This window comes from Roseateles sp. GW821-FHT09H10, assembly GCF_059415865.1.
Genome location: NZ_JBWKOB010000002.1, coordinates 319,745 through 344,002 on the forward strand (window position 1 = coordinate 319,745; position 24,258 = coordinate 344,002).

At 71.2% G+C, this 24,258-nt stretch carries 19 protein-coding genes; 11 read left to right on the plus strand and 8 right to left on the minus strand.

The window, feature by feature from the left end; genetic code table 11:
- Positions 1 to 39 precede the first annotated feature (39 nt).
- The 3 genes from AC07OY_RS09395 to fghA all read right to left on the minus strand — a co-directional run bounded on the left by AC07OY_RS09395 (position 40) and on the right by fghA (position 2,975).
- Complete coding sequence (locus AC07OY_RS09395; protein ID WP_495042294.1) at positions 40 to 645, minus strand: TetR/AcrR family transcriptional regulator; 606 nt, start codon at positions 643 to 645, stop codon at positions 40 to 42.
- Positions 646 to 685: 40 nt separating this feature from the next.
- Positions 686 to 2,035, minus strand: coding sequence for a dicarboxylate/amino acid:cation symporter (locus AC07OY_RS09400; RefSeq protein WP_495042295.1), 1,350 nt, complete (start codon positions 2,033 to 2,035; stop codon positions 686 to 688).
- Between the two features lie 103 nt (positions 2,036 to 2,138).
- The gene (gene fghA / locus AC07OY_RS09405; RefSeq protein ID WP_495042296.1) at positions 2,139 to 2,975 is read right to left on the minus strand and encodes an S-formylglutathione hydrolase; all 837 of its coding nucleotides are present in this window, start codon (positions 2,973 to 2,975) and stop codon (positions 2,139 to 2,141) included.
- A 105-nt stretch (positions 2,976 to 3,080) separates the two neighbouring features.
- Here fghA and AC07OY_RS09410 point away from each other — a divergent pair, with 105 nt between their 5' ends.
- From AC07OY_RS09410 to AC07OY_RS09450, 9 genes are all read left to right on the plus strand, one after another.
- The gene (locus AC07OY_RS09410; RefSeq protein ID WP_495042297.1) at positions 3,081 to 3,539 is read left to right on the plus strand and encodes an SRPBCC family protein; all 459 of its coding nucleotides are present in this window, start codon (positions 3,081 to 3,083) and stop codon (positions 3,537 to 3,539) included.
- Positions 3,540 to 3,572: 33 nt separating this feature from the next.
- Positions 3,573 to 4,802 (plus strand): multifunctional CCA addition/repair protein, encoded by a 1,230-nt coding sequence (locus AC07OY_RS09415; RefSeq protein ID WP_495042298.1) that lies wholly within the window; start codon positions 3,573 to 3,575, stop codon positions 4,800 to 4,802.
- Entirely contained in the window at positions 4,799 to 5,377 is a 579-nt protein-coding gene (locus AC07OY_RS09420) for an NUDIX hydrolase (protein WP_495042299.1), read from the plus strand. The genes AC07OY_RS09415 and AC07OY_RS09420 overlap by 4 nt, the downstream gene beginning before the upstream one ends.
- Positions 5,378 to 5,506: 129 nt before the next feature.
- Positions 5,507 to 6,712: an efflux RND transporter periplasmic adaptor subunit gene (locus tag AC07OY_RS09425; protein ID WP_495042300.1), complete on the plus strand. Its 1,206-nt coding sequence runs from the start codon at positions 5,507 to 5,509 to the stop codon at positions 6,710 to 6,712.
- A 7-nt stretch (positions 6,713 to 6,719) separates the two neighbouring features.
- The gene (locus AC07OY_RS09430; RefSeq protein WP_495042301.1) at positions 6,720 to 9,875 is read left to right on the plus strand and encodes an efflux RND transporter permease subunit; all 3,156 of its coding nucleotides are present in this window, start codon (positions 6,720 to 6,722) and stop codon (positions 9,873 to 9,875) included.
- The gene (locus AC07OY_RS09435) at positions 9,872 to 11,257 is read left to right on the plus strand and encodes an efflux transporter outer membrane subunit (protein WP_495042302.1); all 1,386 of its coding nucleotides are present in this window, start codon (positions 9,872 to 9,874) and stop codon (positions 11,255 to 11,257) included. Before AC07OY_RS09430 ends, AC07OY_RS09435 begins: the two co-directional genes overlap by 4 nt.
- Position 11,258: 1 nt before the next feature.
- A complete protein-coding gene (locus AC07OY_RS09440; protein WP_495042303.1) occupies positions 11,259 to 12,215 on the plus strand; it encodes an extracellular catalytic domain type 1 short-chain-length polyhydroxyalkanoate depolymerase in 957 nt (318 codons plus the stop codon).
- Between the two features lie 43 nt (positions 12,216 to 12,258).
- The gene (locus AC07OY_RS09445; protein WP_495042304.1) at positions 12,259 to 12,723 is read left to right on the plus strand and encodes a thioredoxin family protein; all 465 of its coding nucleotides are present in this window, start codon (positions 12,259 to 12,261) and stop codon (positions 12,721 to 12,723) included.
- Entirely contained in the window at positions 12,720 to 13,865 is a 1,146-nt protein-coding gene (locus AC07OY_RS09450; protein ID WP_495042305.1) for an MFS transporter, read from the plus strand. The genes AC07OY_RS09445 and AC07OY_RS09450 overlap by 4 nt, the downstream gene beginning before the upstream one ends.
- Here AC07OY_RS09450 and AC07OY_RS09455 read toward each other — a convergent pair.
- Positions 13,825 to 14,730 carry a PEP-CTERM sorting domain-containing protein gene (locus AC07OY_RS09455; protein ID WP_495042306.1) on the minus strand — a complete coding sequence of 302 codons (906 nt, stop codon included), beginning with the start codon at positions 14,728 to 14,730 and terminating at the stop codon, positions 13,825 to 13,827. The genes AC07OY_RS09450 and AC07OY_RS09455 overlap by 41 nt on opposite strands.
- 128 nt (positions 14,731 to 14,858) lie before the next feature.
- Here AC07OY_RS09455 and AC07OY_RS09460 point away from each other — a divergent pair, with 128 nt between their 5' ends.
- Positions 14,859 to 15,596, plus strand: coding sequence for a hypothetical protein (locus tag AC07OY_RS09460; RefSeq protein WP_495042307.1), 738 nt, complete (start codon positions 14,859 to 14,861; stop codon positions 15,594 to 15,596).
- 11 nt (positions 15,597 to 15,607) lie between these two features.
- Here the strand turns inward: AC07OY_RS09460 and AC07OY_RS09465 are convergent, their stop codons facing one another.
- On the minus strand, positions 15,608 to 15,823 hold the full coding sequence (locus AC07OY_RS09465; RefSeq protein WP_495042308.1) for a hypothetical protein: 216 nt from the start codon (positions 15,821 to 15,823) through the stop codon (positions 15,608 to 15,610).
- Between the two features lie 131 nt (positions 15,824 to 15,954).
- Between AC07OY_RS09465 and AC07OY_RS09470 the strand changes: the two genes are divergently transcribed.
- A complete protein-coding gene (locus AC07OY_RS09470) occupies positions 15,955 to 18,564 on the plus strand; it encodes an excinuclease ABC subunit UvrA (protein ID WP_495042309.1) in 2,610 nt (869 codons plus the stop codon).
- 7 nt (positions 18,565 to 18,571) lie between these two features.
- Here the strand turns inward: AC07OY_RS09470 and lanM are convergent, their stop codons facing one another.
- Genes lanM through AC07OY_RS09485 form a run of 3 tightly spaced genes read right to left on the minus strand, consistent with a single transcriptional unit; the run spans position 18,572 to position 24,177 of the window.
- Entirely contained in the window at positions 18,572 to 21,751 is a 3,180-nt protein-coding gene (lanM, locus tag AC07OY_RS09475; protein WP_495042310.1) for a type 2 lanthipeptide synthetase LanM, read from the minus strand.
- Complete coding sequence (locus AC07OY_RS09480; protein WP_495042311.1) at positions 21,714 to 23,948, minus strand: peptidase domain-containing ABC transporter; 2,235 nt, start codon at positions 23,946 to 23,948, stop codon at positions 21,714 to 21,716. The genes lanM and AC07OY_RS09480 overlap by 38 nt, the downstream gene beginning before the upstream one ends.
- A gap of 37 nt (positions 23,949 to 23,985) precedes the next feature.
- Complete coding sequence (locus tag AC07OY_RS09485) at positions 23,986 to 24,177, minus strand: hypothetical protein (RefSeq protein WP_495042312.1); 192 nt, start codon at positions 24,175 to 24,177, stop codon at positions 23,986 to 23,988.
- Positions 24,178 to 24,258: the final 81 nt, after the last annotated feature.

Below are 24,258 nucleotides of genomic sequence, written 5' to 3' on the forward strand. Positions count from 1 at the left end.
AAAGGCAAATGAAAGGAGGCGGGCAGTGCATCGCGGGCCTCAGGCGGGTTGGCAGTCCTTCAGCAGCCGCTGCCAGGCGCGCTCGGCGCGCTCGGTGGCCTGCGGATCGCGCAGAAAGCGGGCGTCGTGCAGCAGGATGGTGAAGATGGCATCCATCTCGAACACCATCTGCTGGGCATCGAGGTCGGCGCGCAGATGGCCGGCCTCCACGGCCTGCAGCACGGTGCGGCGCAGCGTGGCGCGCCAGCGCAGCACGCCGTCCAGCAGATGCTCGCGCACCGGGCCTTCGCGGTCGTCGTACTCGAAGGCGCCGGCCGTGTAGAGGCAGGTCTTGTGGCGGTCGACGTCGCTGGCCCAGTTCAGCCAGCGCTGCATGACGGCCTGCAGCCGCGGCAGGCCGCGCGCCTCCCGCATGGCGGGCAGGAAGACGGTCTGCACGAAGCGCTTGTCGAACTCGAGCAGCACGGCCACCTGCAGCTGCTCGCGCGAGCCGACGCGCGAGAAAACGCCGCTCTTGGACAGGTCCAGGCGCTTGGCCACCTCGCCGATGCTGATGCTCTCCAGGCCCTCGGCAACGGCCATGGCCAGGGCGGCATCAACGATGGCGGCCAGCGTGGTTTCGGCGCGTTCGCTGCGGGTTTCCATGCCCGCAATTTAGCACGGTCGTGCGACTTGTCTATTTCTCTTACTTTGCAGCCACCGCAGCGGGCATGTGCTGGTCCACCGCATCCAGCACCTCTTCCGGCTCATCGGCCTGGGCGGGCGTCTCGTTGTTCAGCACCGACTGCATGCGGCCCGTGTCGAGGTCGCCCGTCCACTTGCCGACGACGACGGTGGCGACGCCGTTGCCGATCAGGTTGGTCAGGGCCCGCGCCTCGGACATGAAGCGGTCGATGCCCAGGATCAGCGCCAGGCCCGCCACCGGCACGCCGCCCACCGCCGACAGCGTGGCCGCCAGCACGATGAAGCCGCTGCCCGTCACGCCGGCCGCGCCCTTGCTGGTCAGCAGCAGCACGCCGAGCAGCGTGAGCTGCTGGGTCAGCGTCATCGGCGTGTCCGTGGCCTGGGCGATGAAGACGGCGGCCATCGTCAGATAGATGGATGTGCCGTCGAGGTTGAAGGAGTAGCCGGTGGGGATGACGAGGCCGACGGTGGACTTGCGCACGCCGAGGTTCTCGAGCTTGGCCATCATGCGCGGCAGCACCGACTCGCTGGACGAGGTGCCCAGCACGATGAAGAGCTCTTCCTTGATGTACTTGATGAACTTCCAGACCGAGAAGCCGTGAAGCCGGGCGATGGTGCCCAGCACGACGAAGATGAAGATCAGGCAGGTGGCGTAGAACGAGCCCATCAGCTTGGCCAGCTGCAGCAGCGAGCCGACGCCGTATTTGCCGATGGTGAAGGCCATCGCGCCGAAGGCCCCGATGGGTGCGACCTTCATGATCATGCCGACGATGGCGAACAGCACATGCGAGGTCTTCTCAATGCCGTCGAACACCAGCGTGCCGCGGCCGCCGAAGCGGTGCAGCGCGAAGCCGAACAGCAGCGAGAACAGCAGCACCTGCAGCATCTCGCCCTTGGCGAAGGCATCGACCACCGTCGTCGGGATGACGGCGAGCAGGAAGTCCACCGTGCCCTGCAGCTTGCCCGGGCCCGTGAAGGCGGCGATGCCCTTGGTGTCCAGGGTCTTGGGGTCGACATGCATGCCCTGGCCGGGCTGCAGCACATTGACGACGACAAGGCCGACGACGAGGGCGATGGTTGAGACGATCTCGAAGTACAGCAGCGCATAGCCGCCGGTCTTGCCGACGCGCTTCATGTCCTCCATGCCGGCGATGCCCACCACCACCGTGCAGAAGATGATGGGCGCGATGATCATCTTGATCAGCTTGATGAAGCCGTCGCCCAGGGGCTTGAGTGCCTCGCCCGTCTGCGGCCAGAAATGGCCCACGACGACGCCGATGACGATGGCCGTGATGACCTGGAAGTACAGGGAGCGATAGAAGGGCTGAGGCCCGGCGGGTGTGGCTTGCATGCGCGTCTCCAGCCAGTGCTTCGATCGGCACTGGATTCGACGTCAGCTTAGGTTTTGGAGCGCGCCACGGCGAGTGTGGCTTCCCACATGAATTGCAAAGCCGTCAGGCCAGAAGCTGGGTTGCGTGATGGCGAAGGTGGTCGTCGACGAAGCTGGCGATGAAGTAATAGCCGTGGTCGTAGTCGGCCTGGCGGCGGATGTTCAGCGGCTGGCCGACGGCCGCACAGGCCGCTTCGAAGGCCTCTGGATGGAGCTGCTCGGCGAGGAATTTGTCGTTCAGCCCTTGGTCGATGAGGATGCCGCCGGGATAGGGCGCCGTCGCCTGCTGGCGCATCAACTCACTGGCATCGTGGGCGGCCCAGGCGGCGCGGTCCTCGCCGAGATAGCCGCTGAAGGCCTTCTGCCCCCAGGGGCATTGCATGGGCGCGCAGATGGGCGCGAAGGCCGACAGCGAGGCGAAGCGGCCGGGATGGCGCAGGGCCAGCGTCAGCGCGCCATGGCCGCCCATGGAATGGCCGAACAGACCAACGCGATCCTGGCCGCCAACCCCGACTTCGCGCTGCACCAGGGGCAGCAACTCCTTCATCAGCCAGCTTTCCATGCGCCAGTGCTTCGCCCAGGGCTCGCGCGTCGCATCGAGATAGAAGCCCGCGCCGACGCCGAAGTCCCAGCTCTCGCTCTCGCCTGGCACGCCGGCGCCGCGTGGGCTGGTGTCGGGCATCAGCAGGGCCAGGCCGAGCTCGGCCGCCACGGCCTGGGCGCCGGCCTTCATCGTGAAGGTCTCCTCGGTGCAGGTCAGGCCGGCGAGGTAGACCAGCAACGCCCTGGGCTCGGGCGGCGTGAAGAGGGCGAAGCGCATGGGCAGCCCGATCTCGGCCGAGTCGTGCTGGTGGAAGCGCTGCGTGCCGCCGAAGCAGCTGTGTTCGCTGAGGGTCTTCATGCCGCGAGTGTGGCTGCTGAGGAATGCCTTGTCCAAGTTACAGATCCGTCGCGCTGACCGCCAGCGGCATCGCTAGGATGAGTCCAAGCCTCACGGAGACCCGCCATGCCGCAACTGCAGACGCTGAAGTTCGAGACCCTCATCGAAGCGCCGGTCGAGCAGGTCTACACGACCATGATCGACCCGACCGACTACCGCGACTGGACCACGGCCTTTGCCGAGGGCTCCTACTACGAGGGATCGTGGGAGACGGGCGCCAGCATCCGCTTCCTGGCGTCCCCGGACGACGGCATGCTGTCCGAGATTGCCGAGAATCGCCCCAACGCCTTCATCTCCATCCGCCATGTCGGCATGCTCAACAAGGGCGTTGAGGACCGCAGCAGCGACGCGGTCAAGGCCTGGGCGCCTTCCTACGAGAACTACCGCTTCGAAGCCGTTCCGCAAGGGACCCGCCTCGAAGTGGAGATGCAGATCACGCCGGACTGGGCCGAACAGATGCAGAAGATGTGGCCACAGGCGCTGCTGCGGCTGAAGACGATCTGCGAGGAGCGCGCCAAGCGCTGACAGGCCGGCAGTCGCCGCGCCGATACTGGCGCCATGGCTGCCAGTTTCCAAACCTATCTCGTCGGCGGCGCCGTGCGCGACCGGCTGCTCGGCCTGGCCGTGCAGGACCGGGACTGGGTGGTCGTCGGCGCCTCGCCCCAGGATCTGCTCGCCGCCGGCTACCAGCCCGTGGGCAAGGACTTCCCCGTCTTCCTGCACCCCAAGACCCACGAGGAAGTGGCCCTGGCCCGCACCGAGCGCAAGACGGCGGCCGGCTATCACGGCTTCGCCTTCCACGCGGCGCCCGACGTCACGCTGGAGCAGGACCTGGCGCGCCGCGACCTGACCATCAACGCCATGGCCCAGGACGAGGCAGGCCAGCTCATCGACCCCTACAACGGCCAGCGCGACATCGCCGACAAGGTGCTGCGCCACGTCTCCCCGGCCTTTGCCGAGGACCCGGTGCGCATCCTGCGCCTGGCCCGCTTCGCCGCGCGCTTTGCCGACTTCACGGTGGCCCCCGAGACCGTCGAGCTGATGCGCGCCATGGTCGCCGCCGGCGAGGTGGATGCCCTGGTGGCCGAGCGCGTCTGGCAGGAACTGTCGCGCGGCCTGATGGAGAACAAGCCCTCGCGCATGCTCGAGGTGCTGCGCGAGGCCGGCGCCCTTGCGAAGCTGCTGCCCGAGGTCGAGGCCCTGTTCGGCGTGCCCCAGCCCGAGGCCCACCATCCCGAGATCGACACCGGCATCCACCTGCTGATGGTGCTGGACCAATGCGCGCTGCAGGGCGCGCCGCTGACCGTGCGCTACGCCTGCCTCTGCCACGACCTGGGCAAGGGCACGACGCGCAAAGAGGAGCTGCCCCGCCACATCGCCCACGAGAAGCGCAGCGAGGAACTGGCCAGCGCGGTCAGCGCGCGCTGGAAGGTACCGGCCGATTGCCGCGAGCTGGCCGAGCTGGTCGCCCGCGAGCACACCCACGTGCACCAGAGTGGCGGCTTCAGCGCCGAAGCGCGGCTGCGCTTGATGGAGCGCTGCGACGCCTGGCGCCGCCCCGATCGCTTCGCTGAATTGCTGTGGGCCTGCGAATGCGACGCCCGCGGCCGCCTCGGCCTGGAGGGCCGCGACTATCCGCAGCGCGAGCTGCTGCTGGCCGACCTGCGTGCAACCCAGGCGGTAGACCTGGCCGCCGCCAGCGCCGAGGCCATCGCCCGGGGCGCCAAGGGCCCCGACATCGGCCGCGCCGTGCAGCGTGCACGCCTGGCCGTCCTGCCGACCAGATGATGAACAGCCCGCAGGATCTGCTCGCGCAAGCCCGGCTGCAGCTGCGGAACTACCTCCAGCGCCACGCCGACGAGGCGCCGGGCCTGCAGCACCTCGCCGAGCAGCTGGCGCAGGACGAAGACGTCTTCGCGCGCGGCAATATGCGCGGCCACATCACCACCAGCGCCCTGGTCTACGACGCCCGCGCCGACGCCATCCTGATGATCCACCACCGCGTGCTGGACCGCTGGCTGCAGCCCGGCGGCCATCACGAAGGCCTGGACGGCCTGCAGGCCTCGGCGGCGCGTGAGGCGGCCGAGGAGACGGGCGTGGCCGGCCTTTGCGCCTGGCCGTGCGCGGCCCCGCTGGACATCGACAGCCACCGCATTCCGGCCAATCCCGCCAAGGGCGAAGGCGAGCATGTCCACCACGACTTCATCTATCTCTTCCGCCTGGACTCGGCCGCGGAGGTCAGGCCGCAATGGGCCGAGGTCAAGGGCGTGCGCTGGATGCCGCGAGAAGCGTTCGCCGCCCTCCCCGACACCCGTTTCGCCCGCCTGAGCGCCAAGCTGCAGGCCCTCGCCGCCGACCCATGACCGTCCAAGGCTTTGCGTTGCTTCACCTGCATGAAAGCGATTGCATGGCTACAGTCAACGGTTTTGCTCCGGGCGCCAAAGCCGGTGCCGGAGCGGGCCGTCGAGAGATAAGTCGAACAGGACGCAAAGATGAAGTTGGCATGGGGTAGCGGCGCGGGTCTGGGCATCTTGGCGGCGCTGGTCGCGGGGCTGGGCATGACGGCTTGCGGCGGGGGTGACGGCAAGCCCGCGGCCGCCGCGCCGCCGCCGCCCGAGGTGGGCGTCGTCACCGCCACGCCGGGCCGCGCCGACCTGACCACCGAACTGCCCGGCCGCCTGGAGGCCTTCCGCATCGCCCAGGTGCGCGCCCGCGCCGCCGGCATCCTGCAAAAGCGCCTGTTCACCGAAGGCAGCGACGTCAAGGCCGGCCAGGCCCTGTTCGAGATCGACTCGGCGCCCTACCGCGCCACGCTGGCCAGCGCCCAGGCCCAGCTCGCGCGCGCCGAGGCCAATCTGCTGCAGGCCCAGGCCCTGGCCGATCGCTATGCGCCGCTGGCCAAGACCCAGGCCGTCAGCCAGCAGGAAGCCCTGAACGCCCAGGCCGCCGCCAAGCAGGCCGCCGCCGACGTGGCCGCCGGCAAGGCCGCCGTGCAGACGGCCCAGATCAACCTCGGCTACTCGGCCGTCACGGCGCCCATCGCCGGCCGCATCGGCCGCGCCCTCGTCACCGAAGGCGCCCTGGTGGGCCAGGGCGAGACCACGCCGCTGGCCGTCGTTCAGCAGATCGACAAGCTCTATGTGAACTTCACCCAGCCGGCCGCCGAGGTCATGCGGCTGCGCGCCGCCCTGGCCAGCGGCCAGCTGCAACGCGCCGCCGGCAAGGAAGCGGCGCAGGTGCAGGTCGTGCTGGAAGACGGCAGCGTCTACGCCCAGACCGGCCGCCTGCTGTTCTCCGACCTCAGCGTGGACCCGGCCACCGGCCAGATCACGCTGCGCGCCGAGCTGCCCAATACCCAGGGCCAGCTGCTGCCCGGCCTGTATGTGCGCGTGCGCCTGGCCCTGGCCGAGGTGGCCGACGGCATCTGGCTGCCGCAGCAGGCGGTGGCGCGCACGCCGCAGGGCGACACGGTGCTGGTCGTCGCCGACGACGGCTCGGTCAGCGCCCGTCCCGTCAAGCTCGGGCCGCCGCGCCCTGGCCAGGCCCTGGTGCTGTCCGGCCTGAAGCCGGGCGAGAAGGTCATCGTCGACGGCCTGCAGCGCGCCCGTGCCGGCGGCAAGGCCCGCCCGGTGCAGTGGACGCCGCCGGGTGCGGCCTCCAGCCCCGCGCCCGCCGCTTCCGCCGCCTCCAAGGCCTGATCCCGCCATGGCGCAGTTCTTCATCAACCGGCCCATCTTTGCCTGGGTCATCGCCCTCTTCATCGCCGTCATCGGCGGCGTCGCCGTCAAGCAGCTGCCGATCGCGCAGTACCCACCGGTGGCGCCGCCCGCCATCTCGCTGTCGGTGACCTACCCCGGCGCCTCCGCCCAGACGCTGGAAGACGCCGTCATCAGCATCATCGAGCGCGAGATGAACGGCTCGCCCGGCCTCATCTACATGGAGGCCGTCAGCCAGGCCGACGGCACCGGCTCGCTGACGCTGAACTTCGACCCTGCCACCAACCCCGACCTGGCCCAGGTGGACGTGCAGAACCGCCTGGCCCGCGCCCAGCCGCGCCTGCCGGCCGCCGTCATCCAGCAAGGCGTGCGGGTGGACAAGGCCAATCCCAACTTCCTGCTCTTCACCATCCTGTCGAGCGACAACCCGGCCTTCGACCCGGTCGCGCTGGGCGACTACGCCTCGCGCACCGTGCTGCCCGAGATCCAGCGCGTGCCCGGCGTCGGCCAGGCCAGCCTGTTCGGCACCGAGCGCGGCATGCGCATCTGGCTGGACCCGGCCAAGCTGCAGGGCTATCGCCTGTCGCCGGCCGACGTCAACGACGCCATCCGCGCCCAGAACGCCCAGGTCGACTCCGGCACCATCGGCGACCAGCCCAGCCTGCCGGCCCAGGCCCTGTTCGCGACGGTCGTCGTGCGCGGCCAGCTGACCAGCGCCGAGCAGTTCGGCAACATCGTGCTGCGCGCCAATGCCGACGGCTCCACCGTGAGGCTGAAGGACGTGGCCCGCGTCGAGCTCGGCGCCCAGAGCTATGGCGGCCGCACCACGCGGCTGAACGGCCAGCCCTCGGTCGGCATCGGCGTGCAGCTGGCGCCCTCGGCCAATGCGCTGCAGACGGCCGACCTCGTCAAGCAGCGGCTGAAGGAGCTGCAGCCCTACTTCCCGGCCGGCATGAAGGCCAGCATCCCCTTCGACAGCTCGCTGTTCATCGACATCTCCATCTCCCAGGTCGTCGAGACGCTGATCGAGGCCGTGGCCCTGGTCTTCCTGGTGATGTTCCTGTTCCTGCAGAACATCCGCTACACCATCATCCCGACCCTGGTCGTGCCCATTGCGCTGCTGGGCAGCTTCGCCACGCTGCTGGCCCTGGGTTTCTCCATCAACGTGCTGACGATGTTCGGCATGGTGCTGGTCATCGGCATCGTCGTGGACGATGCCATCGTCGTCGTCGAGAACGTCGAGCGCATCATGAGCGAGGAGGGGCTGTCGCCGCTCAAGGCCACGCGCAAGGCCATGGGCCAGATCTCCGGCGCCATCGTCGGCGTGACGGTGGTGCTGATCTCCGTCTTCGTGCCGCTGGCCTTCTTCGGTGGCGCCATCGGCAACATCTACCGCCAGTTCGCGGCCGTGATGGTCAGCTCCATCGCCTTCTCGGCCTTCATGGCCCTGTCGCTGACGCCGGCCCTGTGCGCGACTCTGCTCAAGCCGGTCGATGCCGGCCACCACCTCGAGAAGAAGGGCTTCTTCGGCGCCTTCAACCGCGGCTTCAACCGCATGGCGCGGCGCTACGAGAACGGCGTTACCCGCATGCTCAAAAAAGCGCCGCGCTGGCTCATCCTCTACGTGGCCGTCATCGCGGTGGCGGTGCTGATGTTCCAGAAGCTGCCGACCTCCTTCGTGCCCAATGAAGACCAGGGCAGCATCCTCGTCAACGTGCAACTGCCGCCCGGCGCGACCCAGCAGCGCACGCTGGCCGTCATGCAGCAGACCGAGGACTACATGCTCAAGCAGCCCGAGGTGGAGAGCATGGTCAGCGTCGTCGGCTTCAGCTTCGCCGGCTCGGGCCAGAACGCGGCTCTGGGCTTCATCACGCTCAAGCCCTGGGACGAACGCAAGGGCGAGGAACACACGGCGCAGGCCCTGGTGGCCCGCTCCTTCGGCGCCTTGAGCAAGATCCGCGACGCCATCATCTTCCCGGTCAGCCCGCCGGCCATCCGCGACCTGGGCCGCGCCAACGGCTTCGCCTTCCGGCTGCAGGACCGCAGCGGCCACACGCGCGCCGAGCTGCTCGCCGCGCGCGGCCAACTGCTGGCCGCCGCCGCCAAGAGCCCGCTGCTGGCCAATGTGCGCCCCGACGGCCTGGAAGACGCCGCCCAGCTCGAGCTGCAGATCGACCGCGAACGCGCCCTGGCCCTGGGCGTGCCCATCGCCGCCATCAATGCCGTGCTCGGCACGTCGCTGGGCTCCAGCTATGTGAACGACTTCCCCAATGCCGGCCGGCTGCAGCGCGTCGTCGTGCAGGCCGAGGCGCAGGCGCGCATGACGCCGGAGGATCTGCTCAGGCTCAACGTGATGAACGGCAGCGGCCAGCCGGTGCCGCTGGCGTCCTTCGCCAGCAGCAAGTGGATCACCGGCGCCATGCAGACCGTGCGCTACAACGGCTACCCGACCATGCGCATCGCCGGCGAGGCGGCCAAGGGCGTGTCCAGCGGTGCGGCGATTGCCGAGATGGAACGCATCGCGGCCGAACTGCCTGCCGGCTTCGGCTATGAATGGACCGGCCTGACGCGCGAGGAGAAGCTGTCGGGCTCCACCGCCTTCATCCTGTTCGGCTTCTCGCTGCTGGCCGTCTTCCTGTGCCTGGCGGCGCTGTACGAGAGCTGGTCCATCCCGGCCGCCGTGCTGCTCGTCGTGCCGCTGGGGGTGCTGGGCGTCGTGCTCGGTGCCAACTTCCGCGGGCTGGAGAACGACGTCTATTTCAAGGTCGGCATGATCACCATCATCGGCCTCGCGGCCAAGAACGCGGTGCTCATCATCGAGTTCGCCAAGGACCTGCAGGCCCACGGCAAGAGCGCCGTCGAGGCCGTCATCGAAGCCGCCCACCTGCGCTTCCGCCCCATCCTGATGACCTCGCTGGCCTTCATCCTCGGCGTGATGCCGCTGGTGCTCGCCAGCGGCGCCGGCTCGGCCAGCCAGCGCGCCATCGGCACCGGCGTCATGAGCGGCATGATCTCGGCGACGGCCCTGGCCGTCTTCCTCGTGCCGGTGTTCTTCGTGCTGGTGCGCAGGTTCTTCCCCGGCAGCGAAAGGCAGCGCCGGCGCGACGCCCACGAGAACGAGGAAGCCTCGGGGAGCCAGGCATGAAGCCCGCGCTCCCGCTGATCGCCCTCATGGCCGTCACCACCCTGCTCGCGGCCTGCGCCGGCCCCGAGCCCAAGCGTCCGGTGGCCGCTGAAGCCGCCGCGGCCGCCGTGCCTCCCGCCTTCCCGCAGGCCGGCGGCCCTGGCAGCGCGGCCGCCGTCGAGCTGCCCTGGGCCCAGGCCTTCAAGGGCGCACGGCTGCAGCGGCTGATCCCGCTGGCCCTGGCCAACAACCGCGACCTGCGCATCGCCGCCCTCAACATCGAGACCGCGCGCGCCAGCGCCGCGGCTCGCGATGCCGACCTCTGGCCGACGGTCAACGCCGGTATCAGCGGCTCCCGCACGCCCACCGCCGCCGGCGGCATCAACAGCGTCTACCAGGCCGGCCTGCAGGTGTCGGCCTATGAGCTGGACCTGTTCGGCCGCCTGCGCGGCCTGAGCGCCGCGGCCGCCTCCCAGCTGCTGGCGGCCCAGTCCAGCCAGCAGGCCGTGCGCACGGCCCTGATCGCCAGCGTCGCCAATGCCGAGATCGCGCTGCAGGCCGACGAGGCCCTGCTCAAGCTGACGCGCGACACCCTGGCCACGCGCGAGCAGTCGCTGTCCCTGACCCGCCAGCGCTTCGACGGCGGCGTGTCCGGCGAGCTGGACCTGCGCTCGGCGGAGTCGTCCTGGCAGGCGGCCCGCGCCGTCCACGCCCAGGCCCAGCGCCAGCGCGCCGTGGACGAGAACGCCCTGGCCCTGCTGATCGGCGGCCCGCTGCCGGCCGACCTGCCCGCGCCCAGCGGCGACCTGGCCGACTTCGAGCCCCTGGCCGAACTGCCCGCCGGCCTGCCCAGCGAGGTGCTGACGCGCCGGCCCGACATCCGCCAGGCCGAGTTCCAGCTCGGCGCCGCCGACGCCAACATCGATGCCGCCCGCGCCGCCTTCTGGCCGCGCATCACGCTGACCGGCAGCGTCGGCACGGCCAGCGGCCATCTGTCCGACCTGTTCAAGAACTCGGCCTGGAGCTTCGCGCCGTCGCTGGTGCAGCCCCTCTTCGACGCCGGCCGCAACCGCGCCAACCTGGCGGGTGCGCGGGCGTCCCGGGACATCGCCCTGGCCCAGTACGAGAAGGCCATCCAGACCGCCTTCCGCGAGGTCGCCGATGGCCTGGCCGGCCGCGCGCTGCTGGCCGAGCAGCGCGCCGCCCTGGCCGCCCAGGTCGACGCCGAGACGCGCCGCCTGGGCGCCGCCGAGCAGCGCTACACGGCCGGCGTCTCCAGCGCCCTGGACAGGCTGGACGCGCAGCGCTCGCTGTTCGCGGCCCAGCAGAGCCTGGTGCAGGTGCAGAGCCAGCGCGCCCAGAGCCTCGTCACGCTCTACCGCGCCCTGGGCGGCGGGAGCTGACATGCGCGGCCTGGCCCTCGCCCTGGCTCTGCTGACGCTGCTGCCCGCGGCGCAGGCTCAGGGCATCCGCGCCCGCATCGAGCAGCGCCGCGCTGAACAGCAGGAGCCACCGGCGGGCCTGCAGGAGCTCAAGGTGCAGGGCCGCAAGGTGCTGGTGCACCTGCCCAGCGGCTACGACGCCGCCCGTCCCGCGCCGCTGGTACTGGCCTTTCACGGCGGTGGCGGCCATGCCGAGTACATGGCCGACGACCGCCGCTATGGCCTGCAGAGGAAGGCCGACGAGGCCGGCTTCGTCGTCGCCTTCCCGAACGGCTACAGCAAGATCCTGGGCGGCAAGTTCGCCACCTGGAATGCCGGCGGCTGCTGCGGCGATGCGCGCGACCGCCAGGTGGACGACGTGGCCTTCGCCCGCGCCGTCGTCAAGGCCGTGCAGGCCCGCCACGCCATCGATGCGGCCCGCGTCTTCGCCACCGGCATGTCCAACGGCGGCATGCTCAGCCACCGCCTGGCCTGCGAGGCGGCCGACGTGTTCAGCGCCGTCGCGGCCGTGGCCGGCACCGATGCCACCGCCAACTGCACGCCGAGCCGGCCCATCGCCGTGCTGCACATCCACGCCCGCAACGACGACCATGTGCTGTTCGACGGCGGCGCCGGCCCCAACGCCTTCCGCGACGAGAGCAAGGTGATGGACTTCGTGTCCGTGCCCGACACCGTCTCGCGCTGGGTGCAGCGCGACCGCTGCACCGCCCGGCCCCAACGCACGCTGGACAAGCCCGGCGCCTACTGCGAGACCTACAGCGGCTGCGCCGGCGGCAGCCAGGTGCAGCTCTGCGTCACCGAGACCGGCGGCCATTCCTGGCCGGGCGCGGCCAGCGTGCGCCGCGGCAAGGAAGCCGCGTCCCAGGCCCTGGACGCCAACGACGTGATCTGGCGCTTCTTCGAGCAGGCCTCCCGCTAGCGCCTGGAATCGCTTCCAATTTCCTGTCCCATACTGCATCGCCATGCGCTTCCTGACCGCCTCCCTCCTCCTCGCCACCAGCCTCGCCGCCCATGCCGGCGGCCCACCGGCCATCTATGACGAAGGCGCCGACGCCAAGGCCGCCATCCAGGCCGCGCTGGCCGAGGCCGACAAGGCCAAGGTTCCCGTCCTGGTCGTCTTCGGCGCCAACTGGTGCGGCGACTGCCGCATGCTGGACGCCACCTTCAAGAACGGCCCCAGCGCCCCGCTGATCGCCAAGAGCTTCAAGGTGGTCAAGGTCGACGTCGGCCGTTTCGAGCGCAATGTCGACATCGCCGAGGCCTACCGCGTGCCGCTGAAGAAGGGCATCCCGGCCGTCGCCGTGCTGTCGCCCCAGGGCAAGCTGCTCTATTCGACCGAAGGCGGCGAACTGGCCGACGCCCGCAAGATGGGCGACCAGGGCGTCTACGACTTCTTCGCGCGCATCAGCAGCCCGAGCGCCAAGTGAGCTCCGTCGTCGGCGCGTCGCGCGCCCTGCGCGCGCAGTTCTTCGTGCTGGGCGTCATGTTCGCGACCTGGGGCGTGCATGTGCCCACGGTCAAGGGCCACTACGGCCTGGGCGAACAGGCCTTGGCCCTCGCCATGCTGGCCGGCGGTGTCGGTGCGCTGATGGCCCTGGCCCAGGCCGGCCGCGTCGTCGGGCGCTGGGGGCCGCGTGCCGTCTCGGCCGTCATGGGCGTGGCCTGCTGCGCCTCCATCGCCTGCCTGCTGCTCGGGTCGGCCTATGCCGCCCTGCTGGCCGTGATGCTGGTCTTCGGTATCACCGGCAGCCTGGTCGACGTGGCCATCAACACCGAGGCCACCGAGATCGAGCGTCTGGCGGCCCGGCCGCTGATGAGCGGCTTCCACGGCATGTTCAGCCTCGGCGGCATGGCCGGCGCCGGCCTGGGCAGCGTCGCGCCCACGCTGGGCCTCTCGCCCCAGGCCCATCTGCTGCTGGCCACCGGCCTGGGTGCCGTCGTCGTGCTGGTGGGCAGCCGCGCCATGCTGCCGGTGCCCGAGAAGGAAGCCGAGGAGAAGCAGCCGCTGAGCCTGCTGGACTTCATGAAAGGTCCGCTGCTGCTGCTGGGCGTGCTGGCCTCCATGGGCCTGATCGCCGAGGGCGCCATGTACGACTGGAGCGTGCTCTTCATGAAGCAGGAGCGCGCCAGCGAGGCGGGCACGGCGGCCCTGGCCTATGCCAGCTTCAGCGGCGCCATGGCCATCGGGCGCTTCGGCGGCGACTGGGTGCGCGCCCGCACGTCCGGCACGCGGCTGATGCGCATCAGCGGCGTGCTGGGTGCCGCCGGCATGGCCCTCGCGCTGGCGGTGCCCTCCCCCACCGTCGCGCTGGTCGGCTTCGCCCTGGTGGGACTGGGCCTGTCCAATGTCGTGCCGGTGCTGTTCAGCGCAGCCTCGCAGGTGCCGGGCGTGTCCTCGGCCCACGGCATCGCGGCCGTGTCGGGGGTGGGCTATCTGGGCATGATGGCCGGGCCGCCGCTGATCGGCTTGATCGCCGAGCATTCCTCGCTGACGGCCGGCCTGGTCGTCGTCGTCGTGTTCGCCGGCTTCATGGCCTTGTCGGCGAAGCGGGCGATGCGCCAGGGTTGAGCTGGCGCGAAGCCATCGCTTGCGCAGCCCGGACCTCCCCCGGGCTCAGGCCCAGTTCCCGCCCGGCCCGGTTGGCCGCACCGAGGCCGGCCGGGTCGCGCCCGCTGAGCTGGCCGAACAGGACCAGGGCCTCGAGATAGCTGCCCCAGGCGCTGAAGTGGTAGCTGTCCTCGGCCCACAGATTGGACTTGCCGGCATCGATGCCGTCGTAAGGATTGCGGTCGGCCACGCCCTCCTGCACGGCGCGCAGGGCCGCGCTGCCCACCGGCACGACGCCGGCAATGCAGGTGGCGCGTGCCGCGGCCTGCGCATAGGCCGCCTGCAGATCGCCCTGCATGGCCTCCAGCGACTTGCCGGCCCAGCGCCCGCCCGGCGTGCGGTAGACCTGGTCGGCCCGCGCCCAGGTCTCGAGCAGCCAGACGCGGGCCGCGGGGCTGGCCTGATGCACGAGAGCCTGCAGCCTGCCGGCCGCCGCGACGAAGGCGGCGGCGTCGCCGGGCCGCTGCGGGTTCAGCACGCTGTACTCCTGCAGCACGACGACGTCCCACGGCCGGCTGGTGATGAGGGCGCGCTTCTCGTTGAAGTGGAACTGCAGGGTCTGGCCGCTGACCAGCTCGCTGGCGACCTCGACATGCAGGCCGGCGTCGTCAGCCAGCTGCTTGAACACGCCCGGCACGCCGCCGTAGCCGGTGCCGTTCAGATCGGCCACGCGGGCCGCGTTGTAGTGCAGCACCGGCGGCATATGGCCGTGCAGAAAGCTGTTGCCGACAAACAGGATGCGCTGCGGCGATTGCGCGGTCGCCGCCGGCAGCGGCGTGCGGTCACAAGCCGCGGCAGCCGAGCTGGCGGCAGCGAGCAAGGACAAGGGCAGCAGCAAAGGCAAGAGGTGGCGCGCGCGGGTCATCCGCGGAGTATGGCCAAGAACGCTAACTGCCGATCGCTCCGCGGCTGCTACGCTGAACTCATCTCCCGCCCTCCAAAGGCCGTGCGCCCATGACCACGCGTTCTGCACCGCAGTTGTCAGATTCCGAGGTCGTGGCGCATGCCCACCGCTTCACGTTGCAGGGCAGCCCCGGCGCGCTGAGCTTTCCGCCGCTCTGCCCCAATTGCGGCAACTCGGCGTCGGCCGAGATCGAGTACGCCAAGGTTTTCCGGCGGGCTCACAGCGACGCGCCGACGGAACATATCGTGACGAGCGTGCGCGTTCCCATCTGCAGCCCCTGTGCCGCGGTCCATCACGCGCAGACCGCTCCGCCCAGCCGGCTGGCGCGGATGCTCTCCAGCTTTGCCACCGGCGAGATGCTGGGCGCTGTCTTGCCAGCGATGGCAGCGTTGTTCGTGCTCTACCTGACGCTCAAGCAGTTGCTCAAGGGTCGCTTCGATGCGGCCATGGTCTTCCTTGCCGTGGCGGCCTTCTTTGCCTTGATCGCCTGGTCGCAGCGTCGCCACGTCTGGCGCGCGACTGAGCACCTTCGGGTCGCCCCGCCCACCGAGATGACCACGGCGTTCGATTTCAGCGACGACATCGCGCCGGCTTTCGAGTCGCCCCGGTTCGTCTGCACGATGCGAAATGAGCGCTTCGCCAAGGACTTCATCGCGCTCAACCGCCAGCTCGAATACCGCGCCGACAGCACAAGCGCAGTCGCTGATCGAAAGCAGGCCAACCGGACCCTGTGGCTCATCGGAGCCGTGGTGCTGGCGCTCGCGCTGCTGGGCTACCTCCTGGGATGACCGCGCGCAGGCTAGCGCTTGGTCTTGCGCCTGGCCCTTGGCTTGGCCGCGCCGGCCAACGCAGCTGTCCAGAAGCTCATGACGTCCTGTGACGCCTGCGTCACCGCGGCCTGGGACTGACGCTTGGCGCTGGCAGCGATCTGGCCGCGCGCACGGCTGGTCGCCGAATTGGCGGCGCTGAGCCATAGGCTCATGAAAGGGTTCTTCTTCAGCCAGGGGTTGGACATGGTGCTTCTCCGGTTGCCGCCATCGTGGCCCGCGCCGCCTTCACGGCGCGTAGGCGCGCAGGCAGTTGTCCTACAGGTGCAACGCCCGTTTGGCCGCATCGTTGAGAGCCCGGATCGCAAGGAGGTCGCGCGTGATTCCGTCAGGCTTTGTGCGCGTTCGCGGTGCGCGTGAACACAATCTGAAGAACATCGACGTCGACGTGCCGCGCGACGCCCTGGTGGTGTTCAGCGGCGTGTCCGGCTCGGGCAAGTCGTCACTGGCCTTCGCCACCATCTACGCCGAGGCGCAGCGGCGCTACTTCGAGTCCGTGGCGCCTTACGCGCGCCGCCTCATCGACCAGGTCGGCGTGCCAGCGGTCGACAGCATCGACGGACTGCCGCCCGCAGTGGCCCTGCAACAGCAGCGCGGCACGCCCAGCGCGCGCTCGTCGGTGGGCAGCGCCACCTCGCTGTCCAGCCTGCTGCGCATGCTCTATTCGCGCGCCGGCCACTACCCGGCGAAGCAGCCCATGCTGTACGCGGAGGACTTCTCGCCGAACACGCCTCAGGGCGCCTGCCCGACCTGCCACGGGCTGGGCCGCGTGTTCGAGGTGACCGAGCAGTCCATGGTGCCCGACCCGTCGCTGTCCATCCGCGAACGCGCCATCGCCGCGTGGCCGCCGGCCTGGCATGGCCAGAACCTGCGCGACATCCTCGTCACGCTCGGCCACGACGTCGACAAACCCTGGCGCGAGCTGCCGAAGAAGACGCGCGACTGGATCCTCTTCACCGACGAGCAGCCCACCGTGCCGGTCTACGCCGGCTTCACGCCCGCCGAGACCCGTGCCGCACTGCGCAGCAAGCTGGAGCCCAGCTACCAGGGCACCTTCATGGGCGCGCGCAAATACGTGCTGCATACCTTCGCGACGACGCAGAGCGCACTGATGAAGCGCCGCGTGTCGCGCTATATGGTGGCGAGCGACTGCCCGACCTGCGAAGGCAAGCGGCTCAAGCGCGAGGCGCTGTCGGTCAGGTTTGAAGGCCTGGACATCGGCGAACTGTCGCGCATGCCGCTGCGTGAGCTGGCGGAGGTGCTGGAGCCTACCGCGGCGGGCAACGCGCATGCCGCAGCGCAGGGGCACGGCGTCAGCCGGGCGACGTCCAGGTCGCACACGGCGCAACGGGTCGCTGCCGGCGGCAACGCCCACGCGGCGGCACCCGATGTGCGGCGCACGCCCAACCTGTCGGAAGAGAAACTCATCGCCGCCCAGCGCATCGCCCACGACATGCTGGCACGCATCACCACGCTGAACGAGCTGGGCCTGGGCTATCTGTCGCTCGACCGCGCCACGCCGACGCTGTCCAGCGGCGAACTGCAGCGCCTGCGCCTGGCCACGCAGATCCGCTCCAATCTGTTCGGCGTCATCTATGTGCTGGACGAACCCTCCGCCGGCCTGCATCCCGCCGACGGCGAGGCGCTGCTGCAGGCGCTGAAGGACCTGAAGGCGGCGGGCAACTCCCTCTTCATCGTCGAGCACGACCTCGGCCTGATGCGCGAGGCCGACTGGATCGTCGACGTCGGCCCCGACGCCGGTGAGTTGGGCGGTCAGGTGCTCTACAGCGGGCCGCCGGCCGGGCTCGAAGCGGTGCCCGGCTCGCACACCGCGGCCTACCTGTTCCCGCGCGGGCAAATGGCTCGCCCGCCGCGCCGCGCGCCGCGCGGCTGGCTCAAGCTCGCCGGCGTCGCGCGCAACAACCTGCGCGGTGTCGATGTCGACTTCCCGCTGGGCTGCTTCACGGCCGTGACCGGCATCTCCGGCTCCGGCAAGTCCAGCCTGGTCAGCCAGGCGCTGGTCGAACTCGTCAACCAGGCCCTCGGCCACGAGCCGCCAGCGCCGGACAGCGAAGACGAAGACGACGCGCCCTCGCGCGAGATCACTCACGGCCGCATCAGCGCCGGCGCAGAGCAGATCCGTCGCCTCGTGCAGGTCGACCAGAAGCCCATCGGCCGCACGCCGCGCTCCAACCTCGCGACCTACACCGGCCTGTTCGACCATGTGCGCAAGCTCTTCGCCGCCACGCCCGCGGCACGCGCCAAGCGCTACGACGCCGGCCGCTTCTCCTTCAACGTCGCCAAGGGCCGCTGCGAGACCTGCGAGGGCGAGGGCTTCGTCAGCGTCGAGCTGCTCTTCATGCCCAGCGTCTACGCGCCCTGCCCGGCCTGCCATGGCGCGCGCTACAACGAGGCGACGCTGAAGGTGCGCCTGCGCGAGCAGAGCATCGCCGACGTGCTGCGCATGACGGTGGACGAGGCGCTGGCCTTCTTTGCCGCGGACGCGGCGCTGGCCCGGCCCCTGTCACTGCTGCAGCAGATCGGGCTGGGCTATGTGCGGCTGGGCCAGCCGGCCACCGAGCTGTCCGGCGGCGAGGCCCAGCGCATCAAGCTCGCGACGGAGCTGCAAAGGGCGCAGCGCGGCAACACCCTGTACGTGCTCGATGAACCGACGACCGGGCTGCATCCGTCCGACGTGGACAAGCTGCTGGCGCAGTTGAACGGGCTGGTCGACGCAGGCAACACGGTGGTGGTGGTCGAGCACGAGATGCGCGTGGTGGCGGCCTGCGATTGGGTGATCGACATCGGGCCGGGAGCGGGAGCGGAAGGCGGGCGGGTGGTGGCGAGCGGAGCGCCGGAGGATGTGGCGGGAGCGGCGGGAAGCAGGACAGGGCCTTTTCTCCGCAACGAGTTGCGCATCCGGCAATGACGCTGGCTCAGTCCAGCGTCAACACCGAGGGCAACCCCGGCTCGGCCAGGCGCAGCAGCGCATAGCTGGCGCCAGCCAGGCCGGTGAACAGTCCCAGGCCCTGATGGCCGGCGGGCGCGCCCAGCAACATCGCGTAGCCACCGCGCGCCTGGGCTCGTGCCAGCACGCGGCCGGCGCGCTGGCGGGCGCTGGCCATCAGCGCCGGATCGTCCAGGGCCTCGGCCATCAGCTGGGTGCAGGCCACCAGGCCGAAGCCGCCGCAGCAGAGGTAGTCCAGCACGGCATCGGGCTCGGCGGCGGTGCTGAGCGCGGCCATGCGCAGGTCGTCGGCCAGCGTCGCATCGGCATCGCCCTGGGCACGCAGCACGGCGCGCACCAGGCCGATGCCCGGCGCGCCATGGCACCAGGCGCAGCTGCAGGGATGGCCGACATCCGGGCGCAGGTCGCGCCAGTTGCCGGCTTCCAGGTCGCGATGCTCGCGTTCGAAGGCCAGCGCGGCCTGCGCCATGGGCTGCAGGGCGGCGGCGCCGTCGTCCTCGCGCAGGCGGGCGATGGCCAGCGCGAAGCCCGACTGTCCGTGCGACAGGCCGGTCAGCACCCGTCCGGCCACGGTGGGCAGCAGGCCGCCGGGCGACGCCGCGCCGGCCTCGGCCAGGCGTGCGGCGCAGGCGCGGATGCGCAGCGTCGCAGCCTGGGCCACGGCCGCCGCGCCCATCGTTTCGCCGACGCGGCGCACGGCGCTCAGGCAGAGCAGCGTGCCAGCCGCGCCGCCGACGACGTCCAGCACCTCGTCGGCGGCGATCGCGTCCAGCGGGATGCCGGCCACGACGCGGCCGGCCAGGTCCAGGGCCATGCGGTCGCCCGTCAGCGCCGCCGCCTGGGCCAGGGCATAGGCGACCGAGGAGGCACCGGTGACGCCACCCAGGGGCTGAACAGCGATCTGGGCCAGGCCCAGGGCCAGATGGCGCTGCGCGCCCAGGCGCAGGCGGCGGACGCGCGAGCGCGCCGCGGGCGCGGCACCGTGCTCCAGCGCGGCCAGCACCAAGACCAGGCCGGCGACGCCATCGCCCAGCCAGGGCGGCAGGGCGCGCCAGCTCAGGCAGTCGTGGCGGCCGTCCAGCGAGGCGTCCATCCAGGTCGCGGAGCCGTCCGCGCCCCAGACCGCCGTGGCCTCCAGGCGCTCGACCAGTTCCAGGGCCGCGTCGCGCAGCGCCGCCGCGTCGACGGGCGCCGTGGTGGATGCCGAGGGCCGCGGCGGGACCGCGCCCAGCGGGCGCACCAGGGACGTCTCGATGAAGCCGAGTTCGCGGGCCAGATCGGCCTCGCCGAAGCTCATCAGCCGGCCGCGCAGGCGCTCGAGGCCGGCATCCTGAAGATAGCCGGCGATGGGCGCGACGCCCTCGCCGACCAGCACCGCCTCGGCCACCGGCGCATGGAAATGCGGCACATCCAGCCTGGCCATGGCCGCGCGCTCGGCGGCCAGCAGCGGCCAGATCGATGGTGGCGCATCCACTTCCAGCATGGGACGGGCCAGGGCCTCCAGCAGCAGGCTGCGATCCACGCCCTCCTGCGCGAAGTCCGGCGCCGTGAGGCGGTTCAGCAGCGCGCTGTAGACCAGGGTGCCGCGGAACACGAAACGCGCCTCGCAGGCCGCAAAGGCTTCGAGCGGGCCGCCCGGCGCGCACCAGGCCTGGCGCCGCGCCATCGCGTGGCAGGCCATGCGCGTGAAGCCGCGCCGCAGCGCGGCGCCATGGTCGCGCACCGAGACCACGGCGCCGTCCAGCAGCAGCTGGTGGGCGCCCTCGCCGACGGCCTGCGGGGCCGGCACGCAGCGCATGCTGTCCTGGCCCAGGTCCACCCAATGCGCGACCTCGATGTGCGCCACGGCGTCACCGCCCGGCGACAGCCCGCCCAGCTCGACGCGCAGCTCGCCCTCCAGGCGCGCCTCGGGCAGCAGGCCGCTGCCCAGCACCGAGGCGGCGATGGTCTGGCGGGCGCGGCGCTCGGCGTCGGAGTAGTCCTCGTCCAGGTCGCGGGCGCGCTGGTGGCAGACGGTCTCCAGGTCGATCAGCACGGGATGCTCGCCCACCGCGATGACATTGCCCGAATGGCAGTCGGTGATGTCCAGCAGATGGGCCAGGCACAGCAAGGCGCCGCCGCGCTCGAAATAGGCCTCCACCTCGGCCGCGTTCGCGGCGGGGCGGGGCATGACACCCTCCACCCAGCCATAGCCGGCGCGGGCCAGTACGGCAGGCACTTGCAGGGCTATGCGCAGGCCCTCCGGCACATCGGCGCCGCGCAGCTCGGCCAGCAGGCCGGCATAGGCCTGGTCCAGCGCCAGGCTGCGCGGCTTGTAGTACAGCTCGAGGCCGCTGGCGAAGCGCAGGCGCGCCACCGTGCGCCCTTCGCGGTGCGGGTCGCCGAGACCGGTCTTCAGCTCGATGGGCTCGCCCGCCGCGCCAGGGCCGAAGGCCTGCACGAGGGCGTCTGCATCGACCTGCCAGCGCTGCAGCATCTCGGCGCTCGCGGCCACCCAGTGGTGGGCGGCCAGCGCCAGGCCGCGGGCCAGCGCGGCGTGCTGTTGCCAGAAGCTGGCAGCGGCCGCGCCCGTCGTGAGCCGCAGCAGGCGCTGGTAGCAGCCCTCGGCCTGGCGCTCGCGCTCGGCCTCGAACAGGGCGGCCAGCGTCGGCCCGGCCTGCTCGCACAGGCGCTCGGCCAGGCCGCGGGCGCAACCCAGGCGCAGGGCTGCCACGGCCACATCGCATTGCGCGTCCAGGCGGCGTTGCGCGGCTCGCAGCCAGGGCGCCAGCACAGCGGCGAAGGGCATGCGCGACTCGACCTCGTCCAGCATCGGATCGGCGGGCCCGGCCGCACCAGCCAGCACCTCGGCCATCAGCTCGAACTCCGGCGGCAGCACCGCCTCGCGGCAAGCCTTCACCGTGCCCAGCAGGGGTCGCACGCGGCCCTCGTCCAGGCCGTCGAAGGCCAGGCGCCGGGCCAGGCGCTGCGCGTCGCCTTCCGCCGCCAGGGCCTGCCAGGCGCTCCAGCGCTGCTCGGCCTCGGCCTCGCCGCCGGCGACGGGCAGGAAGTCGCCGGACAGGCGCTCGTCCAGCGTGCTGGCCCGTGCCCACAGGGCGCGCAGGGTGTCGTCAATGGCAGGCAGGTTGCGGTTCATGGCGGTCGGCATGGGGAAGGGGCGAGGCCATCTGGGCCGTCATCAGGTCGGCGTAATAGCGCTGGCGCTGCATCAGCTCTTCATGGCGGCCGACCTCGACGATGCGGCCGGCGTCCATGACGATGATCTGGTCGGCATGGCGGATGGTGCTGAGGCGGTGGGCCAGCACGATGCGCGTGCAGCGCAGCGCCGACAGCGCCTGCTGGATGTGGCGCTCGGACAGGCTGTCCAGCGCGCTGGTGGCTTCGTCCAGCACGACGATGCGAGGTTTGGCGACCAGAGCGCGGGCCAGGGCCAGGCGCTGGATCTGGCCGCCCGAGAAGGTGGCGCCGCCGCTGTGCAGCACGGTCTGGTAGCCCATGGGCAGGGCGGCGATGTCATCGTGGATGGCCGCCTGGCGGCAGGCCTCTTCCACGTCTTCCAGCGTGGCATCCGGCGCGCTCAGGCGCAGGGCGTCCAGCAGGCTGGAACCCAGCAGCTCGGGCCGCTGCGGCACGACGCCGATCTGGCGGCGCAGCGCGCCCAGGTCCAGCTCGCGCAGGTCCTGGCCGTCGAAGCAGAGCTGGCCGGCCGAGGGCAGGTAGAGGCCCGACATCAGACGCGCCAGCGTCGACTTGCCGGCCCCGGAGGCGCCGACGATGGCGACGAAGCTGCCCGCGGGAATCTCCAGGTCGATGTGGTGCAGCACGTCGTCGCGCAGCGGCGTGAAGCGGAAGCTGACATTGCGCAGGCTGAGCGCGCCGCTCACGGCCGGCGCGGGGCGCGCCTGGCCCGGCGCCTGCTCCGGCGGGGCCTGCAGCACGTCGTCGATGCGCTCGACATAGCCGCCCAGCAGGCCGAGCTGGGCCGCGCTGGAGGCGAGGTTGGCGATGGGCGCCAGCGCACCCACGGCGAGGGCGTTCAGGCTCAGCATCTCGCCGAGGCTGAGCCGGCCCTGCAGCACCTGGTCGACGCCGTAGAACAGCAGGGCCAGCGGTGCGGCGGTGCGCAGGGCGGCGCTGACGGCGTCGGTGATGGCGTCCAGCCAGCCGCGGTCGCGCTCGATGGCCAGCGTGCTGTCGAACAGGCCGCGCCAATGCGCCTGCACGCGGCTCTCGGCGCCGGAGGACTTGACCGTCTCCATATTGGCCAGCAGCAGGGATTCGTATTCGGCGCGCGCGGACTGCGCAGACTGCGCGCGGCTCAGCAGTTCCAGGCGCTGGCGCCGCGTCAGCAGGAAGACGGCGAGCTGCAGCCCGCCCAGCAGGCCGACGGCCACGGCCATGCCCGGCGAGCGCCAGGCCAGCAGGACCGCATAGCTGAGCAGCAGCGTGGTGTCCATGAGGCCGGACAGCACCGCGGCGCTGAGGATCTGGCGGATGACGGTGTTGCCCTGCAGGCGCGTCATCATGTCGCCGGCGGTGCGGCGCAGGAAGTAGCTGTAGGGCAGCCGCATCAGATGCTGCATGAGGCGGCGGCCGAGGTCGGCGTCCAGGCGCTCGCGCAGGTCCAGCAGCAGGCGTCCGCGCAGCAGGCCCACCAGTGGATGCGCCAGCACCAGGGCCAGCGCCGACAGGCCCAGCAGCAGGGCCAGGCCGCGGTCGGCGGCCGGCACCACCTGGTCCACCAGGGCGCCGGTCAGCAGCGGCAGGCCCAGGCCCAGGGCCTGCAGCGCCAGGCAGGCGGCCGCGATGCGGCCCCACTGGCCGGACTGCCAGGCCAGCTGCACCAGGCCCGCCAGGCCGCTGCGGCCGGGGCGGCCGTCGGCCACGAAGGCAGGCCCGGGCTCGAGCACCAGGGCCATGCCGGAATAGGAATGGGCAAGGGCTTGCGCGTCCACGCGACGACGGCCACGGGCCGGGTCGAGCAGCAGCGCGCCTTGCGCATCGGCCTGCAGCAGGACGACGAAATGGCCGCCCTCCCAATGCAGGATGCTGCCGCGGGGCAGCTCGCCCAGATGGGCCAGGGGCACGGCATAGCCGCCGCCCTCCAAGCCCTGGGCACGCGCCGCACGCACGATGTCCAGCGCCGTGACGCCGTCACGGCCGCCGTCCAGCACGGTGCGGATCCGGGCCAGCGGCACATGCTTGCCATGCGCCGCCAGCGCCATGCTCAGACAGGCCGCGCCGCAGTCGGCGCGTTCCATCTGCAGGACGGGGCGGATGCGACGGGGCCAGCGGCGCCGGGCGCCCGCGACGAACGCGGTGGCCGCGCTCGCGAAGGAGGCCATGGGGGAAGCTGTCCCTGTCGTCATCGCGCTCAGTCCTTCAGAGCCAGCAGCAGGGGCAGGTGACGGTGACGGGCGACGTCATCGTCTGCGTCTTCTGCGTCGGGCGTGCGCCGGCGATGGCCTTGAGTTGCGCTTCGGTCAGGCCGAGGCTGCGCAGGTCGAAGCGGGGGGCGAGGGTGTTGTGCATGGGGATGTCCAGGGCGGGCAGGGTCGATGCGCGAACGCGCATCAGAAGCCCCAGCAGCACTTGGTGACGCCGACCGACGTGACCATCTGGGTCTTGTCAGCGGGACGGGCACCAGCGATGGTC